Source organism: Cellulosimicrobium sp. CpK407, from assembly GCF_051844275.1.
Classification (GTDB): Bacteria; Actinomycetota; Actinomycetes; order Actinomycetales; family Cellulomonadaceae; genus Cellulosimicrobium; species Cellulosimicrobium cellulans_G.
In genome coordinates, this window is record NZ_JBGNYC010000044.1 from 21,262 (window position 1) to 37,962 (window position 16,701).

The following is a 16,701-nucleotide window of genomic DNA, read 5'->3' on the forward strand; positions in this document are numbered from 1 at the left end:
ATGCCCCGTGCCGCGTCCGCGGTCTCCGGCGTGGGGCGCCAGGTCGCCCGTTCTCCGCGTTCGGGGCATCTCGGGCAGCGCGCGCGGGCCGGGGTTAGGGTGGTCGAGCGGTCGTGGGGGCAGCTCGGGAGGTGGACGTGTCGGGACGCGAGTCGTTCGCGCCGAACCTGCCTCGACGGCGCGTCGATCCCGCTCCCGACCTGGCCCGAGCCGTCGAGCACGCGCGGATCCTGCGGGGCGCGGGGGACGCCGCCGGGGCCGCCCGGGTGCTCGACCGCGCGTTCGACGCCGAGGGCGTCCGTGCCCGCACCGTCTCGGAGCCCCTCCGGTTCCGCGCGCTCGTCCTGCGCGCCGAGCTCGCGCTGCGGCTGCACGACGACGCCGGTGCGGCCCGGTTCCTCGCGGGCGCCGAGGCGCTGCCCCTGCTCGCGGACGCGCTCGCGGCCCTCGACGACGAGCGGCACCTCGTCGAGGAGCTGCGCGAGCAGCTCGCGGCGGACGAGGGCTGAGGCGCGGCGCCGCCGCGGCAGCCCGGGCGGTCCGCGCGCACCCCGGCCGCGGGAACCCTCCGGGTACGTGGCGCGTTGGACTGCCAGCACCCGTGCCGCGAGTCGGACGGACGACGCCCACCCGAGCGGAGGACCTCATGCTGTGCCCCACCGACCAGACCGTGCTCGTCATGACGGAGCGCAAGGGCGTGGAGATCGACTACTGCCCGACGTGCCGCGGCGTGTGGCTCGACCGCGGGGAGCTCGACAAGATCATCGACCGCTCGCTGGAGAGCGAGATCGCCGCCGAGGCCGCGGGTCCGGCCGCTGCGGCGGCCCCGGTCGGGTCCCCGGCCGCCCCCGCCCCGACGTCGTACCCGCCGGCGCCCGCCGCGGACTACGGCACGCCCGGCTACGGCGAGCGCCGCGACGACCGCCGGTATGACGACCGCGACCGCTACCGGAACGACCAGTACGGCGACGACCGCTACCGCGACGACCGCTACCGCGACGACCGCGACCGGCGCTACGACGGGCGCGACGGCTACGACCCTCGCTACCGCAAGCGGAAGAAGAAGGAGTCGTGGCTCGAGGACCTCTTCGACTTCTGACGCGGCCCGTGGTCGACTGTCCCGCGTGACCGTCCTCGACTCGTTCTCGCTCGTCGGCCGCACGGCCCTGCTCACCGGCGGGAGCCGGGGAATCGGGCGTGCCGTCGCCCACGCGCTCGGCGAGGCCGGGGCGCGGGTCGCGCTCACCGCGACCACGACGCGGGCCGCGCAGGACGCGGCCGCCGCGCTGCGGGCGGACGGGATCGACGCGCGCGGGTACGCGCTCGACGTGACGGACCGCGCGCAGGTCGACGACGTCGTCGGGCGCGCGGCCGCGGACCTCGGGACGGTCGACGTGCTCGTCAACAACGCGGGGATCTCGATCGGCGGGGCGGCGCTCGAGATCGACGACGACGTGTGGCACCGCACGCTCGCGACGAACCTCGACGGCGTCTGGTACTGCTCGCGCGCGGTGGCCCGCGCCCTGGTCGCCGACGGGCGTCCGGGGACGATCGTCAACGTCGGCTCGATGTCGGCGTCGATCGTCAACCGGCCGCGCTGGCAGCCCGCCTACCTCGCGTCCAAGGCGGCGGTGCACCAGCTCACCAAGGGCCTCGCCGCCGAGTGGGCGCCGCACGGCATCCGCGTCAACGCCGTCGCGCCCGGGTACGTGCGCACCGAGGCGTCGCCCGTCGACCAGCCCGAGTACTACGACGACTGCGTCGCGCCCGCCGCGATGCGGCGCTGGGCCGAGCCCGAGGAGATCGGCCCGCCCGTCGTGTTCCTCGCGAGCGCGGCCTCGAGCTTCATGACCGGCGCGGTCGTGACGGTCGACGGCGGCTACACCCTGTTCTGACCCGGGCTAGGCTCGGTCCCCGTGCGTGCAGTCCTGAGCAGGTGGGTCGACCCGTTCGTCGTCACGCTGCTCGTCGTGCTCGTGCTCGGGCTCGTCGTGCCGGTGGGGCCGGGCGCGCAGCGCGTGGTCGACGTCGTCGCGGACGTCGCGGTCACGGTCCTCTTCCTCGTCTACGGCATGCGCCTGTCCACGCGCGAGGTGTGGGCGGGACTGCGGAACTGGCGCCTCCAGGGCGGGATCCTCGCGGCGACGTACGTCGTCTTCCCGGTGCTCGGGCTCGTCACGGCGTGGGCGATCGAGCCGCTCGTCGGGGCGCCGCTCGCCGCGGGCGTGCTCTACCTGTCCCTGCTGCCCTCGACCGTGCAGTCGTCCGTCGCGTTCACGTCGGTCGCGCGCGGCAACGTCGCCGGGGCGATCTGCGGGGCGACCGTCTCGAACGTCGCCGGGATGATCGTCACACCGCTGCTCGTGCTCTGGCTCATGAGCGGTCCCGGCGGCGCTGCCGGGGGAGCCGACGGTCCCACGGGCGGGCTCGGCGGCCTGCGCACGGTGCTGCTCCAGCTTCTGCTGCCGTTCGTCGTCGGGCAGCTCCTGCAGCCGTGGGTCGGGGACTGGGTCCGCGCGCGGCGCTGGCTCACGCTCGGCGTCGACCGCGGCACGATCCTCGTCGTCGTGTTCGGCGCCGTCGCCGCCGCGTCCTCGGCGGGCGTGTGGTCGAGCGTGTCCGGCTGGTCGATCGTCGCGCTGCTCGTCGTGAGCGCGCTCGTCCTCGCGGCGATGCTCGCGCTCACCTGGTGGGGTGGGGCGGCCCTGCGGCTCTCGACCGAGGACCGGGTCGCGCTCCTCATGTGCGGGTCCAAGAAGTCGCTCGCCACGGGCCTGCCGATGGCGAGCGTGCTGTTCCCCGTCGCCGTCGCGGGCGTCGTCGCCGTCCCGGTGATCGTGTTCCACCAGCTCCAGCTCGTCGTCTGCGCGGTCCTCGCGCGCCGCCTCGCGCGCCGCCTCGCGCTCCGCGACTGACGCGCCGAGCGTGACGTCGCGTCTCGTCAGGACGTCCGGACGGGCCGCAACCGCATGCTCGGCCGGTGCTGGTGCGAACCTCCGGTCAGGGGCGCTCGGCCACCTGCTCGCGGACCTGGCGCTTGGCGCGCGTGAGCATGCCGTTCATGCCGCCGATGCGCAGCGGGCTCACGGCCCGCGTGAGGCCGATCGACATGGGGTAGTCGTCCGGCACGTCGAGCACCTCCTGCACCGTCAGGCCCGACAGCCCCTGCGCGAGGATCGACGCGAACCCGCGCGTCGTCGGCGCCTCGGCGGGCGCGGTCGCGAAGAAGTGCACGACGCCGTCGTCGTCGACCTCCGCGAACGCGCGCACGGGCGACTGGCACTCCTCGATGCGCTCGAGCAGACCGGGCGCGCTCGCGTAGCGCTCCGGGAGGTCGGGCAGCTCGTTCGCGAACTCGAGCAGGAGCTGGAGGCGCTCGCGCTCCGGCAGCGCGAGGAAGTCCTCGCGGATCTCCGCGAGGGCCGCGGGCAGGGACGAGGCGTCGGACGAGGAGCTCATGGTGTCGATCCTTGCATCGGGGGCGTGCGGCCGGGACCTGGTCCCACCGTGCGGAACGCCCGACGCGCTCGCCGTATGCCCGGCGGCAGACGCCGACGGCGCGCGGCGGGCCCACGAGGGGCCGGCCGCGCGCCGTCGGGCACGCCGGGCGTGAGGTGCGAGCGGTGCGTCAGTTGAGCGACGCGGGAGCCTCGCCGGCCTCCTCGCCCTTGACGATCGGCACGCGCACGGCGTTGCCCCACTCGGTCCACGAGCCGTCGTAGTTGCGGACCTTGTCGAACCCGAGCAGGTAGGTCAGCGCGAACCACGTGTGGCTCGAGCGCTCGCCGATGCGGCAGTACGTGACGACCTCGTCGTCCGTCGCGAGGCCGAGGCCGCCCTCCTGGTAGATCGCCTCGAGCTGCTCGCGGGACTTGTAGGTGCCGTCCTCGGCGACCGCCGTCGCCCACGGCACGTTGCGCGCCGTCGGGATGTGGCCGCCGCGCAGCACGCCCTCCTCCGGGTAGTCCGGGATGTGCAGGCGCTCGCCCGTGTACTCCTGCGGGGAGCGGATGTCGACGAGCGGGCCGTTGCCGATGTGCGCGAGGACGTCCTCCTTGAACGCGCGGATCGTCACGTCGTCGCGCTCCACGACCGGGTACTCGACGGCCTCCGGCGCGGGGACGTCCGTCGTGACCTCGCGGCCCTCCGCGATCCACTTGCCGCGGCCGCCGTCGAGCAGGCGCACGTCCTCGTGGCCGAACAGCGTGAAGACCCACGCGGCGTACGCGGCCCACCAGTTGTTCTTGTCGCCGTAGACGACGATCGTCGTGTCACGACCGATGCCCTTGCCGCCGAGGAGCTGGGCGAAGCCCTTGCCGTCGATGTAGTCGCGCGTGTCCGGGTCGTTGAGGTCGGTGTGCCAGTCGATCTTCACCGCACCGGGGATGTGACCGGTCTCGTAGAGCAGCACGTCCTCGTCGGACTCGACGACGACGATGCCCGGCTGACCGAGGTGCTCGGCGAGCCAGTCCGTGCTCACGAGGCGGTCGGGGTGGGCGTACTGGGTGATCTTCTCGGTGGTGTCGAGCGGTGCGGGCATGGTGTCCTCCGTGCGGCGGGAGCTGGGGTGTCCGAGGTGGTGGTCCGTCCGATCGTCAGGCTAGGTCGGCTGTCCGCATCACGGAAGGCCCGTCGCGCATGCTGAGACGGTGTAAACGCAGGCTGCCGACGGGCTCGCACCCCGTCAGACTGGACCCGTGGTCGGCGTCGTCCCGGACCGGGTCCAGCGTGCCGTCGCGCTGCTCGACCTGCGCGGCGACGAGGTCGTGCTCGAGATCGGGCCGGGGCCCGGCGCGGCCGCCGAGCTGGTCCTCGCGCGCCACCCCGGTGTGCGCTACGTCGCGGTCGACCGGTCCGCGACGGCCGTCGCTCGCACGACGGCCCGCAACCGCGCCGCGGTCGACCGCGGCCGGCTCGTCGTGCGGCAGGGGGACGTCACGGACCCTGACCTCGCCGACACCGTCGGTGGCCCGTTCGACGTCGTCCTCGCGGTGAACGTCAACGTCTTCTGGACCCGCTCGGCGTGCACGGAGGCGAGCGCGCTCGCGGCCCTGCTCGTCCCGGGCGGCGCGCTCTGGCTGGTCTACGAGACGCCGGGCGGAGACGACGGCCGCGTCCTCGACGGCGTCCGCGCGTCGCTCGCCGTCCCCGGGCTGGGCGCGCCGGTCGTCGTGCGCGAGGGCGTGGTGGCCGTCGGGGCCCGACGCTCGCGCGCCGGGTGGTGACCCGGGAGCGGCTCAGCCGAGCAGCTCGCGCTCCGCCTCGCCGAGCGCGCGGTCGAGGAGGTCGAGCCCGAGGTCGAGCTCCTCGTCGCTCACCGTGAGCGGCGGCGCGATGCGGAACACGCCGCCCATGCCCCGGAGCTGCACGACGTTCATGTGGAGCCCGAGGTCCAGCGCCCGCCGGGTGACGAGGGCGCCGAGCGCGTCGGCGCCCTCCTTCGTCTCGCGGTCGAGCACGAGCTCGATGCCCTGGAGCAGGCCCCGCCCGCGCACGTCGCCGACCGTGGCGTGGCGCTCCTGGAGGTCGAGCAGCCCGGCGCGCAGGCGGTCGCCGAGCACGCGCACGCGGGCGTCCATCTGCTCCGCCTCGAGCACGTCGAGGACGGTGTTCCCGACCGCCGCGACCAGGGGGTCGGAGACGTGCGTCGTGAAGAACAGGAAGCCGCGCTCGTGCGCGCGCTCCTCGATCTCGGCGCTCGTGACGACGGCCGCGAGCGGCAGACCCGCGCCGAGCGTCTTCGAGACCGTGAGGATGTCCGGCACCACCGGCTCCTCGCCGTCGCGGCCCTCGAAGGCGTACCAGGAGCCGGTCCGGCACAGCGCGGTCTGCGCCTCGTCGAGGACGAGCAGCATCCCGCGCTCGTGGCACTTGTCGCGCAGCGCCGCCAGGTAGCCCGGCGGCAGCTCGACGATCCCGCCCGAGCTGAGGATCGGCTCGACGATGCACGCCGCGAGGCTGCCCGTGGACTGCACGTCCACGAGGTCGAACGCGAGGTCGAGCTGGCGGCGCCAGTCGTGGCCGCCGTCGGGGGTGACGTGGTCGGGGCGGTACGCGTTGGGCACGGGGATGACGAGGTTGCCGGGCGCCGTCGGGCCGTACCCGCGGCGCCCCGCGCTGTACGTCGCCGCGGCGGCGGCGTGCGTCATGCCGTGCCACGACCCGGCGAACGAGACGACCTCGTGCCGGCCCGTGACGAGCTTCGCCATGCGGATCGCCGCCTCGTTGGACTCGGCGCCGGTCGTGAGGAGCAGGACCTTCTCGAGCGGGTCGGGCAGCGTGGCCGCCAGCCGGCGGGCGAGGTCGACGACCGGGCGCGAGAGCATCCCGGAGAAGAGGTGGTCGAGCGTCCCGACCTGGTTCCGCACCGTCTCGACGATCGCCGGGTGGCTGTGCCCGAGGATCGCGCTCATCTGGCCCGACGTGAAGTCGAGGACCCGGCGGCCGTCGGCCGTCGTGACGAAGCTGCCCGACGCGCTCTCGACGATCTCCGGCGTGAAGGGCCCTCCGTACCGCACGAGGTGCCGGTCGGCGTCGGCCCAGAACGTCGCGGCGTCGAGCGCCGCGGACGGGGTCAGGGACGGGACCGAGGGGGTCGACGAGGCGACGGCGGGGGACGGGACGGCAGCCATGTCCCGAGCGTAGGGACGTCGCCTTGTGCACGTACAGCACGAGTTCGCGTACAGTCTGTGCGGAGAAGACGCACAACGGGAGCCGACCGGGACGGAGGACCACGTGCTCAACGCCGCCCGGCTGCAGATCCTCGCCCGGCTCGAGAGCCTCGGGACCGTGCGCGCGGTCGGCGCGTCCCTGCACCTCAGCCCGTCCGCGGTCTCCGCGCAGCTCGCGGCGCTCGAGGCGGAGACCGGGGCGCGCCTCGTCGAGCGGACCGGGCGGCGCGTGCGCCTCACGCCCGCCGGCCGCACCCTCGCCCGGCACGCACGCGTGATCCTCGACCAGATGGCGCTCGCGGAGGCGGAGCTCGCCCACCCCGACGGGCAGCCCGCCGGGGTCGTCCGGGTCGCGGCGTTCTCGAGCGCCGTGCGCGCCCTCGTGATCCCGCTCGCGCGACGGCTGGCCGCCGAGCACCCCCGGGTCCGGGTCGAGGTCGTCGAGCTCGACCCGCGCGAGAGCGGTCCGGCCCTGCGCCGCGCGGACGTCGACGTCGCGGTGACCGCCGACCTGCTCGACGGCGCGCGGCTCGCGGGTCCCGACGTCGCGACCGTCCCGCTGCTCGAGGACCCGGTCGTCCTCGTCACGCCGACCGACGCGTCGGCGGACGCCCCGGCGGGGACGGTGGTGGGGGAGGGCCCGGTCGACCTCGCCGACCTCGCCGACGCGCGCTGGGCCGCGGACCTGCCCGGCCGGTACCTCTCGACCCTCGTCGAGAGCGCCTGCCGCGACGCCGGGTTCGAGCCGCGCGTCGTCGCACGGCTCCCCAGCTACGAGCTGCTGCTCGCCCACGTCGAGGCGGGCCTGTCCGTCGCGCTGCTGCCGGGCCTCGCCGTCGACCCGCGCTACGACGTCGTCGCGCGCCCGCTGCGGGTGCCCCGGACGCGACCGGTCTACGCCGCCGTGCGCCGGGGTGCCCCGCCCACCGCGGCGACGAGCGTCGTCCTCGCCGGGCTGCGCCGCGTCGCGGCCGCCGCGACCGTGGGCGGCGGGGCGCCCGCCCCGGCCGCGCGGTAGCGGGCCGACGGGCGCGCCCTACACTGGGCCCCAGCACCGCACGACGACGTGGGAGGTCCCGTGCCGCGCACTCTCGCACCGCCGCTGCGCTCGGACGCGCACCCGCGCCGCCCCGACGCGCGCCGCGACGCCCGCTCGGTCCGTGCCGCCTATCGCTCCTTCCTCGTCGACGGTGTGCTCCCGCCCGGCATCCACCCCGTGGTGGCCGACTCGTGGCGCCGGTCCGTGCACAGCGGCGTCGACCCCGAGGGTCCGCGCACCGGCTCCGGGCTCGCCCACGACGACCTCGTCGCCTACCGCGACGCCCACCCGCTGGCGTCCGTCATGCCGGTGGTGCGCGAGCTCGTCGTCGACGCCGCGGCCGACGACGGCCTGGCCGTCGCGGTGTCCGACGACGCGGGCCGGCTCCTGTGGGTCGAGGGCAGCCGCTCCCTGCGGGACGCCGTCGAGCGCGTCGGGTTCGTCGAGGGGTCGGTGTGGCGCGAGGAGCGCGTCGGGACGAACGCGCCCGGCACCGCGCTCGCCGCGCGGCGCGCCGTGCAGGTGCTCGGCGCCGAGCACTTCTCGCGCCCCGTCCAGGCGTTCAGCTGCACGGCGGTCCCCATCCACGAGCCCGGGACCGGCCGCGTCCTCGGCGTCCTCGACGTCACGGGCCGGCAGTCGGCCGCCTCGGGCGTCGTGCTCTCGCTCGTGCGCGCCACGGTGCTGAGCCTCGAGCGTGAGCTGGCCCAGCGCGTGGCGGCGCCGACGACCGACGGCACCGGGGCCGTCCCCGCGCCACCGCACGACGGTGCGCCCGAGCTGCTCGTGCTCGGGTCGTCGCCCGTCCTCCGCGCCCCGGACGGCCTCGGGCACCGCCTCTCCCTGCGGCACGCCGAGATCCTCGCGCTGCTCGCGGTGCACCCGCGCGGCCTGTCCGCGGACGAGCTCGCCGTGCTCCTGCACCCGGGCCACCTCTCCGACGTCACGGTGCGCGCCGAGGTCTCGCGCCTGCGCCGCGTCGCCGGCCCGCTCCTCGCCGGGTCCCGCCCGTACCGCCTCGCGCGCCCGCTGCGCACGGACGCGGACGACGTGCGCGACCTGCTCGCCGTCGGCGACGTCCGGGGAGCGATCGCCGCCTATCGCGCGCCGCTCCTCCCGCGCTCCGGCGCGCCCGCCGTCGAGCGGCTGCGTGCCGAGCTCGCGGCCGAGCTCCGCACGGCCGCCGTCTCCGCGCGCGACGCCGACGTCCTCGACGCCTGGACCCGCACCGACGACGGCGCCGAGGACCACACGGCGTGGACCCTCCTCCAGGGCCTCGCCGACCCCGGGAGCCCGCGCTGGGTCCGCGCGCGCGCCCACCTCGACCTCCTCGACGACGACCTGGGCTGACCGCCCGCAGCGCTGCAACGGTCGTGCAACCCTCGGGCGCCTAGCGTCGTGCCACGGCGCGACGAGGCGCCGTGCCGCGCACCGCCGTCGGGCATCTCCCGCCCGGCCTCCCTGGGGGCGCGGCGAGCCAGCACTGCGAGGAGGCAGACGATGACGGTCTACGCAGCCCCCGGCACGGACGGGGCGATCGCCGAGTACAAGGCCCGGTACGACCACTGGATCGGCGGCGAGTACGTCGCGCCGGCCGGCGGGCAGTACTTCGAGAACCCGAGCCCTGTGACGGGCCGGACCTTCACCGAGGTCGCCCGCGGGAACGCCGACGACGTCGAGCGCGCGCTCGACGCCGCGCACGGCGCCGCCCGGTCGTGGGGCCGCACGAGCGCGACCGAGCGCGCCAACATCCTCAACAAGATCGCCGACCGCATGGAGGAGAACCTCGAGCGGATCGCCGTCGCCGAGACGTGGGAGAACGGCAAGCCCGTCCGCGAGACGCTCGCCGCCGACATCCCGCTCGCGATCGACCACTTCCGCTACTTCGCCGGCGCGATCCGCGCGCAGGAGGGGTCGATCTCCGAGATCGACGAGGACACCATCGCGTACCACTTCCACGAGCCGCTCGGCGTCGTCGGCCAGATCATCCCGTGGAACTTCCCGATCCTCATGGCCGTGTGGAAGCTCGCCCCGGCGCTCGCGGCGGGCAACTGCGTCGTGCTCAAGCCCGCCGAGCAGACGCCCGCGTCGATCCTCTTCCTCATGGACATCGTCGGGGACCTGCTGCCGCCCGGGGTGGTGAACGTCGTCAACGGGTTCGGCGTCGAGGCCGGCAAGCCGCTCGCGTCCAGCCCGCGCATCCGCAAGATCGCGTTCACCGGCGAGACGACGACCGGCCGCCTGATCATGCAGTACGCGAGCCAGAACATCATCCCGGTCACGCTCGAGCTCGGCGGCAAGTCGCCGAACATCTTCTTCTCCGACGTCGCCGACGCGCGCGACGACTTCTACGACAAGGCCCTCGAGGGGTTCACGATGTTCGCCCTCAACCAGGGCGAGGTGTGCACGTGCCCGTCGCGGGCGCTCATCCAGTCGTCGATCTACGACACGTTCCTCGGCGACGCGATCGAGCGCACGCAGGCGGTGCGGCAGGGCAACCCGCTCGACACCGAGACGATGATCGGCGCGCAGGCGTCGAACGACCAGCTCGAGAAGATCCTGTCGTACATCGAGATCGGCAAGGCGGAGGGCGCGAAGGTCCTCACGGGCGGGACGCGCGCCGAGCTCGGCGGCGACCTCGCGGGCGGGTACTACGTGACGCCCACGATCTTCGAGGGCAAGAACTCGATGCGGATCTTCCAGGAGGAGATCTTCGGGCCCGTCGTGGCCGTCACCGACTTCTCCGACTTCGACGACGCCATGACGATCGCCAACGACACCCTGTACGGGCTCGGGGCCGGCGTCTGGTCGCGGTCGGGCAACACGGCCTACCGCGCGGGCCGCACCATCGAGGCCGGGCGCGTGTGGACCAACTGCTACCACGCGTACCCGGCGGCCGCCGCGTTCGGCGGGTACAAGGGCTCCGGCGTCGGGCGCGAGAACCACAAGATGATGCTCGACCACTACCAGCAGACGAAGAACCTCCTGGTCTCCTACTCGGCCCAGAAGCTCGGCTTCTTCTAGGCCGCCGTCCCCCCGCCCGCCCCCCGGCTGCCGAGCAGGTGGTCCTGGCTCGTCCTGAGACGCCGACGAGCCAGGACCGCCTGGTCGGGGTGCCTTGATCGCCTGGTCGGCCCCGACACGTGGAGGTTCCCGTGCCCGACGACGTTCTCTCGCCCCGTGCGGGCGGCTCGGCTCCCGCGCGGGTCGCCGTCACCGGCGACGCGGCGGCGCTGCTCGCGCGGCTGCGCGCGGTGCACGGCGAGCTCATGGTCCACCAGTCCGGCGGGTGCTGCGACGGGTCGTCGCCCATGTGCTACCCGCAGGGCGACTTCCTGCTCGGCGACGCCGACGTGCACCTCGGCGACCTCGTCGTCGACGTGCCCGGTCCCGGCGCGGACGGCCCCGCCGGGGCGGACGGCGCGGCGGGCCGGTTCGTCGTGCCCGTCTGGATGAGCCGTGCGCAGTTCGAGTACTGGAAGCACACCCACCTGACGATCGACGTCGTGCCCGGTCGCGGCGCGGGGTTCAGCGTCGAGGCGCCGGAGGGCGTGCGGTTCATCATCCGGTCGCGTCTCCTCACCGACGACGAGTGGTCGGCGCTCCACGTGTCCTAGGCTGGGCCACGGCCGCCCAGGACCGGAGAGGAGGGGCGCGATGAACGACCTCCTCGTCGTCGCGCGCGACGTCGCGTCGGCGCTCGCGCTCCTGCTCGGCACGTCGACCCTCACGGCCACGCTCTTCCTCCTCGGTGCCACCGCCCTCGTCGCGGCCGTGGCCGTGGTCACCGCACGCTGGGGCGCCCCGCTCGCGCTCGGCGTGGCAGCGCGCCCGGCGGGCCGGCTCCGCGACACGGTCGACGTCGGGCCGGTCGTCACCCAGAGCGACCCGGACGCACCCGGCCGCGCCCGGCCACGGGCGCCCGGCCGTCTCCTCGGCTGATCACCCGGCCGAGGCCTCCCGCTCCCGTACCCCGCGCGCACGACGCCGCGGGCGTGCTCCTGCCTGCCGGCGCAGGGTGATCGGCGAACGCGTACCCCGCACGTTCGACCGAGGACACCACCATGAACCTGCTCGACCTCCCGCTCGTCTCCACCGTGCTCGACGCGGCCTACCGTGCCCTGATGGGCCTGTCCCACCTGCTGGAACCCGTCGCCGGAGGAGCGGCCGCCGCCGGGGCCGTCGTGCTCCTGACGCTCGCCGTCCGCGCCGTGCTCGTCCCCGTGGGCGTGTCGCAGGCCAAGGCGGAGCGTGACCGTGCGCGTCTCGCGCCCCGGCTCGCGGAGCTCCAGCGCCGCCACCGGAACGACCCGCAGAAGCTGCAGCGCGCGACGCTCGACCTCTACGCCGCGGAGGGCACGACGCCGTTCGCCGGCTGCCTGCCGATGCTCGCCCAGGCACCTGTGGTCGGCGTGGTCTACGCGCTGTTCCTCCACGCGCAGATCGCCGGGCACGGCAACGCGCTGCTGGGCCACACGCTGTGGGGCGCACCCCTCGGTTCGAGCCTCGTCGGCTCGCTCGGTGCGGGTGCGGCGGCCCTCCCGACCCTCGCTGTCGCCGGCGCGGTCGTGCTCCTGATCGCGCTCGTCGGGGAGCTGACGCGTCGGGCCAGCCTGCCCGGCGGGCGCCTCGCCGCGCCCCGGACGCCGACCGGCCCCGGCGTGTCGGGAACCCCTGGCGCCCCGGCGGGACCCGCCCTGCAGAACGCGCTCGGTGCTCTGCAGTTCATGACCGCGGTGATCGCGTGCTTCGTCCCGCTCGCCGCGGGGGTATACCTGCTCGTGACGGTGACGTGGACGCTCGTGCAGCGGCTCGTCCTGCGTCGGCGGTACCCGTTCGACGCGGTCGCGTAGAGCGACGGCGCGGCGGGCCTGGTCACGGGCCCGCCGCGCGTGCGAGGGTGTCGGGTATGACCGATCTGCTCCCGTACCGCGACGACGCGGACGACGTCGAGGTCCCGCTGCTGGGCGGTGACGTGTCGGACGGGATCGTCCGGCGCGGCGCCACGGTCCGCCGTCCGCGCGGCCCGCACAGCCCGGCGGTCGAGGCGTACCTGCTGCACCTGGAGCGCGCGGGCTTCGAGCGCGCGCCGCGGTTCCTCGGTGTCGACGACGACGGCCGGGAGGTCGTGACGTTCCTGCCGGGCGAGATGGGCGGTCGCCCGCCGCACGCCTGGGCGGCCGACGAGGACGTGCTTGTCCAGCTCGGCGAGTGGCAGCGCGACCTGCACGCGGTGTCGCGCGACGTCGTCCTGCCCGACGGCGTCGCGTGGCCCGAGCGGGTGCAGTTCCCGGAGGTGCCGGACGTGTTCGACGTGCCGGACGTCGTCGGGCACAACGACCTCACGGTGGAGAACGCGCTGTTCGTCCCGGCGGGCGAGGACCCGCAGGGTCCGCACCGGCTCGTCGGCGTGGTCGACTTCGACCTCGCCGCGCCGACCACGCGCCTGCTCGACGTGGCGACGACCCTGCGCTACTGGGCGCCGGTGAGCGCGCCCGAGAGGCGGCCGGAGGCCCTGCGGGGCCTCGACGCGCCGCGGCGCGCGCGCATCCTCACCGAGGCGTACGGGCTGGACCGGTCGGAGCGGCTCGCGTTGCTCGACGTGCTGGCGCAGCGGTTCGCGCGGAGCTGGTACGCGACGCGGCACGCGGCGCAGACGCGGGGCGGCGGCTGGCAGCGCATGTGGGACGACGGCGTCGGGGACGCCATCCGCGAGGACGAGGCGTGGTTCGCGGCCCAGCGGGTCGACTTCGTGCACGCGCTGGGCTGAGCGTGCCCCTCGCGCGGCGGGGAACGCTCGTGCGCGAGTCCCGCGTGGAGCAGGCGCCGCCCAGGGGCGGCACGGGGCTCAGAGCGCGGCGAACCGTCCCACGGCGACGAACACCGACAGGGCGAGCAGCACGACGTTCGCCGGCACGGCCTTGGCCTCGCCGAGGCGCACGTGCAGCGGGATCGCGCCGACCTGCGTGAGCGCGAGCCCGACCGCCGCGACCGGCGTGAGGACCGGCGCGACGCCGAGCGCCCAGGGCAGGATCACGCCGACGGCGCCCGCGACCTCGAGCCAGCCGATCGCGCGCACGCCCGCGGTGCGCTCCGGCGTCACCCACCGCATCTGCTCCTGGAGGACGGGGATCGGGCGCAGGGCCTTCATGAGCCCGGCGCCGAGGAAGGCGAGGGCGAGGAGACCGGAGGCGATCCACAGGGCGACGTTCATGCGCGAGTCCTTCGAGGGGAGGCGGCGACGGCCCAGGGCGGCCGGTCACTCTTTGTGCCTGGGCACATGATGGGTAACCATGGGTGGCGCTACAAAAGGCACACCCGTGTGCGAGAGGCACACGGAGCCGCACGCCCTGGAGACGGAGACCCCCATGACCACGACGCCGAGCACCCACGTGCCCGTGGTGCGCGAGCTCGCGGAGCGGCACGGCATCCCGGCGGACGGCGGGTGCGCGGCGGCCGAGGCCACGAGCGAGGTGCGTTCGGTGCTCGACCGGGTCGGGGACAAGTGGAGCGTCCTCATCCTGGGCATGCTCTCGGGCGGGCCGCAGCGGTTCACCGAGCTCCTGCACGGCATCGACGGGATCTCGCAGCGCATGCTCACGCTCAACCTGCGCCAGCTCGAGCGCGACGGGCTGGTGAGCCGCACGGTGCACGCCGTCGTGCCGCCGCGCGTCGACTACGCGCTGACCGACCTCGGCGCGACCCTCCTGCCGCCCGTGCTCGCGCTCGTCGAGTGGGCGCTGGAGAACACGACCACGATCCGTGACCACCGCGACCGGTTCGACGCGCGGGGTGCCGCGGCGGGCTGACGCGAGCGGTCCGTCGTCGGACGCCCTCCGGTCGTCGACGCCGCGGTCACCCGCGGTGCAGCATCGACCGCACGCGCGACCACAGGCGCTTCACGGGACCGTCCGTCCGCACCACTGGGATCTGCGCCGTCTCGACGCCGCGCACGAGCCACGCCTCGGCGTGCGCCATCGCGTCCGCGGTCGACTCGCCGAGCACGGGTCGTGCCGGGTACACCGCGATCCGCTCGTGCAGGCGCACGTCGATGACGTGCTCGAACTTCTCCGCCAGGTCCGGGTCCACGCCGCTCACGTACAGCCGCCCGCCGCGCTCGCCGAGCCGGTCGGCGTAGTGCGCGAGCACGGTGAACGCGGTCGCGCCGAGGCTCGCCCGTCCGCGCAGGCGCAGCACGACGACGGCGTCGTGGGCGTGCGCGGGCTCCGGGAGCGCGGCCTCGAGCGAGCGGGCACCGGCGTAGAACAGGCTCCCGTAGACGTCGAGCACGGTGACCGTCGCGTCGTCGAGCCGCCGCGGCGCGGGCTCCTCGCGGTAGCGCCCGTCCTCCAGGGGGACGAGGCGGACGATCCGCAGGTCCTGCGACTCCCGGTTCGCCTGGAGGAGGATCGAGAGCGCGGCGCCGATCCCCACCGCGGCCGCGACCGGCAGGAGGAGGGTGGCGAGGAACGTCGTCGACATCGCGACCTGGGACTGGCTGCCCGTCCGCCACGCGGTGGCCATGGCCGAGAGCCGGATCGACCCGACCGACGCGACGGCGAGCAGCGCCGCGAGCGTCGCCGACGGGACGGCCCCGACCGGCCCGGACAGCGCGACGAGGACGACGAGCACCCAGACGCCCGACATGATCCCCGCCCAGCGGTCGCGCGCGCCCGCGGCGGTGCTGATCGCCGTCTGGCCGACCGACCCGCCGACCGGGATCCCGCGGAAGAACCCCACCGCGAGGTTGGCGACGCCCTGACCGACGAAGTTGCGGTTCGGGTCGGCGCGACGCCCGCCGGGGTTCGGGACGGACTCCGCGACCCCCGCGCCCTGGACGAGCACGATCGCCGCCACCGCGAGCGCCCCCACGGCGACGTCGACCGACACGAGCCCCAGGTCGGGCAGCGCGAGGGACGGCAGGCCGGCAGGGATCTCGCCCGCGTCCCCGACGAGCTGGACGGACGTCGCCCCGAGGGCCCACACCGCGACGGCGGAGACCACCAGCGCCACGACCGCGGCGTACGGGGCGACCCGCGTCCGGCCGAGGGCGAGGAGCAGGACGACCGACCCCAGACCCACGACGAGCGTCGGCAGGTCCCACGTCCCGGGAGACCGGAGCACCTGGTACGCCTGGCCGACCGCGAGCGACGCGGTCGGGTCGGCCCCGGTGAGGTCGTCGAGCTGGCCGAGCAGGATGTTGACGGAGACGCCGGTGAGGAACCCCGTCATCACGGAGTGCGACACGAAGCCGGTGAGACGACCGAGGCCCACGAGCCCCGCGACGATCATGACCGCCCCTGCGAGCGTCGTGAGGAGGATGAGCGCCGCGAGCCGGTCCTCGCCGGCGACCCCCGCGAGCGCCGAGCCGGCGGCGAGGGCGGCGGCGCTCGTCGTCGTGACGATCATGAGCCGCGAGTCGACGGTGAGACCACCCGCGATGCGGCCGATCGCCGTCGCGTACAGGCCGTGGATCGGGTTGACGCCGACGAGCGTCGCGGTCGCCATGCCGTCGGGGACGCCGCCGACGGCGCCCGGCACGCCGGCCCCGGCCGAGCGCCAGAACGTCCCCGGGGCGGGCCGGACGCCGTCCCACCAGGCGCGGGCGGCCCGCACCGGCCGCGGGCTCATCGGGTCTCCCACGGGTGCGCCATGGGGAGACTCTGGCACGGCAGAGGCAGGGCGACCACAGCAACGCCGCGGCGCCCGCGCCCCGGTGGCGGTCAGCTCGCGAGCGGGTCGTCCGCCGTGAGGTACCAGGGCTCGTAGCCCTCGAGCGAGAGCGTCCACAGCCCGGCGGCGCCCGCCGGGACCGCGAGGCAGACGTTGCCCGACACGGTGTCGTCGGTGCCGATGATGCCCGTGCCGACGAGCGGGTCGGGCACCGCGCCGCACTGGCCGTCGGCGACGACGCCGTCTTCGCCGACAAAGCCGAAGTCGACCTCGTCGGGGACGTGACGGGCGACGACGGGTCGCTCGCGCGGATCGTGC

The 16,701-nt window shown here is 75.1% G+C and carries 19 protein-coding genes; 13 read left to right on the plus strand and 6 right to left on the minus strand.

Features of this window, described 5'->3' with window-relative positions; all coding sequences use genetic code 11:
- Nucleotides 1-137: 137 nt before the first annotated feature.
- From ABWU78_RS16425 to ABWU78_RS16440, 4 genes are all read left to right on the plus strand, one after another.
- Nucleotides 138-509 (plus strand): hypothetical protein, encoded by a 372-nt coding sequence (locus ABWU78_RS16425; RefSeq protein ID WP_253050982.1) that lies wholly within the window; start codon nucleotides 138-140, stop codon nucleotides 507-509.
- A gap of 137 nt (nucleotides 510-646) precedes the next feature.
- Nucleotides 647-1,099, plus strand: coding sequence for a zf-TFIIB domain-containing protein (locus tag ABWU78_RS16430; protein ID WP_253050983.1), 453 nt, complete (start codon nucleotides 647-649; stop codon nucleotides 1,097-1,099).
- Between the two features lie 25 nt (nucleotides 1,100-1,124).
- Nucleotides 1,125-1,895, plus strand: coding sequence for an SDR family NAD(P)-dependent oxidoreductase (locus tag ABWU78_RS16435; RefSeq protein ID WP_353707928.1), 771 nt, complete (start codon nucleotides 1,125-1,127; stop codon nucleotides 1,893-1,895).
- 21 nt (nucleotides 1,896-1,916) lie between these two features.
- Nucleotides 1,917-2,915: a bile acid:sodium symporter family protein gene (locus tag ABWU78_RS16440; RefSeq protein ID WP_439158981.1), complete on the plus strand. Its 999-nt coding sequence runs from the start codon at nucleotides 1,917-1,919 to the stop codon at nucleotides 2,913-2,915.
- Between the two features lie 85 nt (nucleotides 2,916-3,000).
- Here ABWU78_RS16440 and ABWU78_RS16445 read toward each other — a convergent pair whose 3' ends face one another.
- Both ABWU78_RS16445 and ABWU78_RS16450 read right to left on the minus strand, forming a co-directional pair.
- Nucleotides 3,001-3,459 (minus strand): SufE family protein, encoded by a 459-nt coding sequence (locus tag ABWU78_RS16445; RefSeq protein ID WP_439158982.1) that lies wholly within the window; start codon nucleotides 3,457-3,459, stop codon nucleotides 3,001-3,003.
- 169 nt (nucleotides 3,460-3,628) lie between these two features.
- The gene (locus ABWU78_RS16450) at nucleotides 3,629-4,540 is read right to left on the minus strand and encodes a sulfurtransferase (RefSeq protein ID WP_141391225.1); all 912 of its coding nucleotides are present in this window, start codon (nucleotides 4,538-4,540) and stop codon (nucleotides 3,629-3,631) included.
- A 157-nt stretch (nucleotides 4,541-4,697) separates the two neighbouring features.
- Here ABWU78_RS16450 and ABWU78_RS16455 point away from each other — a divergent pair, with 157 nt between their 5' ends.
- Nucleotides 4,698-5,225 (plus strand): SAM-dependent methyltransferase, encoded by a 528-nt coding sequence (locus ABWU78_RS16455; protein ID WP_439158983.1) that lies wholly within the window; start codon nucleotides 4,698-4,700, stop codon nucleotides 5,223-5,225.
- Between the two features lie 12 nt (nucleotides 5,226-5,237).
- Here the strand turns inward: ABWU78_RS16455 and ABWU78_RS16460 are convergent, their stop codons facing one another.
- Nucleotides 5,238-6,632 (minus strand): aspartate aminotransferase family protein, encoded by a 1,395-nt coding sequence (locus ABWU78_RS16460; RefSeq protein ID WP_439158984.1) that lies wholly within the window; start codon nucleotides 6,630-6,632, stop codon nucleotides 5,238-5,240.
- 103 nt (nucleotides 6,633-6,735) lie between these two features.
- On the opposite strand from ABWU78_RS16460, the gene ABWU78_RS16465 reads away from it, so the two are divergent.
- The 7 genes from ABWU78_RS16465 (at nucleotide 6,736) to ABWU78_RS16495 (ending at nucleotide 13,480) form a co-directional block, all read left to right on the plus strand.
- Nucleotides 6,736-7,689 (plus strand): LysR family transcriptional regulator, encoded by a 954-nt coding sequence (locus ABWU78_RS16465; protein WP_439158985.1) that lies wholly within the window; start codon nucleotides 6,736-6,738, stop codon nucleotides 7,687-7,689.
- A 60-nt stretch (nucleotides 7,690-7,749) separates the two neighbouring features.
- Nucleotides 7,750-9,060: a transcriptional regulator gene (locus ABWU78_RS16470; RefSeq protein ID WP_439158986.1), complete on the plus strand. Its 1,311-nt coding sequence runs from the start codon at nucleotides 7,750-7,752 to the stop codon at nucleotides 9,058-9,060.
- Nucleotides 9,061-9,210: 150 nt separating this feature from the next.
- Nucleotides 9,211-10,734 (plus strand): aldehyde dehydrogenase, encoded by a 1,524-nt coding sequence (adh, locus tag ABWU78_RS16475; protein WP_439158987.1) that lies wholly within the window; start codon nucleotides 9,211-9,213, stop codon nucleotides 10,732-10,734.
- 131 nt (nucleotides 10,735-10,865) lie between these two features.
- Complete coding sequence (locus tag ABWU78_RS16480) at nucleotides 10,866-11,327, plus strand: DUF779 domain-containing protein (RefSeq protein ID WP_439158988.1); 462 nt, start codon at nucleotides 10,866-10,868, stop codon at nucleotides 11,325-11,327.
- 40 nt (nucleotides 11,328-11,367) lie between these two features.
- Nucleotides 11,368-11,652, plus strand: a complete 285-nt coding sequence (locus ABWU78_RS16485; RefSeq protein ID WP_253050995.1) for a DUF6412 domain-containing protein — start codon at nucleotides 11,368-11,370, stop codon at nucleotides 11,650-11,652.
- Nucleotides 11,653-11,774: 122 nt separating this feature from the next.
- Nucleotides 11,775-12,563: a YidC/Oxa1 family membrane protein insertase gene (locus ABWU78_RS16490; RefSeq protein ID WP_439158989.1), complete on the plus strand. Its 789-nt coding sequence runs from the start codon at nucleotides 11,775-11,777 to the stop codon at nucleotides 12,561-12,563.
- Nucleotides 12,564-12,619: 56 nt separating this feature from the next.
- A complete protein-coding gene (locus ABWU78_RS16495) occupies nucleotides 12,620-13,480 on the plus strand; it encodes a phosphotransferase (protein ID WP_439158990.1) in 861 nt (286 codons plus the stop codon).
- A 78-nt stretch (nucleotides 13,481-13,558) separates the two neighbouring features.
- On the opposite strand, the gene ABWU78_RS16500 is transcribed toward ABWU78_RS16495, so the two are convergent.
- Nucleotides 13,559-13,924, minus strand: coding sequence for a DoxX family protein (locus tag ABWU78_RS16500; protein ID WP_253051000.1), 366 nt, complete (start codon nucleotides 13,922-13,924; stop codon nucleotides 13,559-13,561).
- Nucleotides 13,925-14,078: 154 nt separating this feature from the next.
- Between ABWU78_RS16500 and ABWU78_RS16505 the strand changes: the two genes are divergently transcribed.
- Nucleotides 14,079-14,519, plus strand: coding sequence for a winged helix-turn-helix transcriptional regulator (locus ABWU78_RS16505; RefSeq protein ID WP_253051002.1), 441 nt, complete (start codon nucleotides 14,079-14,081; stop codon nucleotides 14,517-14,519).
- Nucleotides 14,520-14,565: 46 nt separating this feature from the next.
- Here the strand turns inward: ABWU78_RS16505 and ABWU78_RS16510 are convergent, their stop codons facing one another.
- A complete protein-coding gene (locus ABWU78_RS16510; RefSeq protein ID WP_439158991.1) occupies nucleotides 14,566-16,341 on the minus strand; it encodes a SulP family inorganic anion transporter in 1,776 nt (591 codons plus the stop codon).
- Nucleotides 16,342-16,433: 92 nt separating this feature from the next.
- The coding region (locus tag ABWU78_RS16515) for a hypothetical protein (RefSeq protein WP_439158992.1) at nucleotides 16,434-16,701 on the minus strand (268 nt) is incomplete at its 5' end.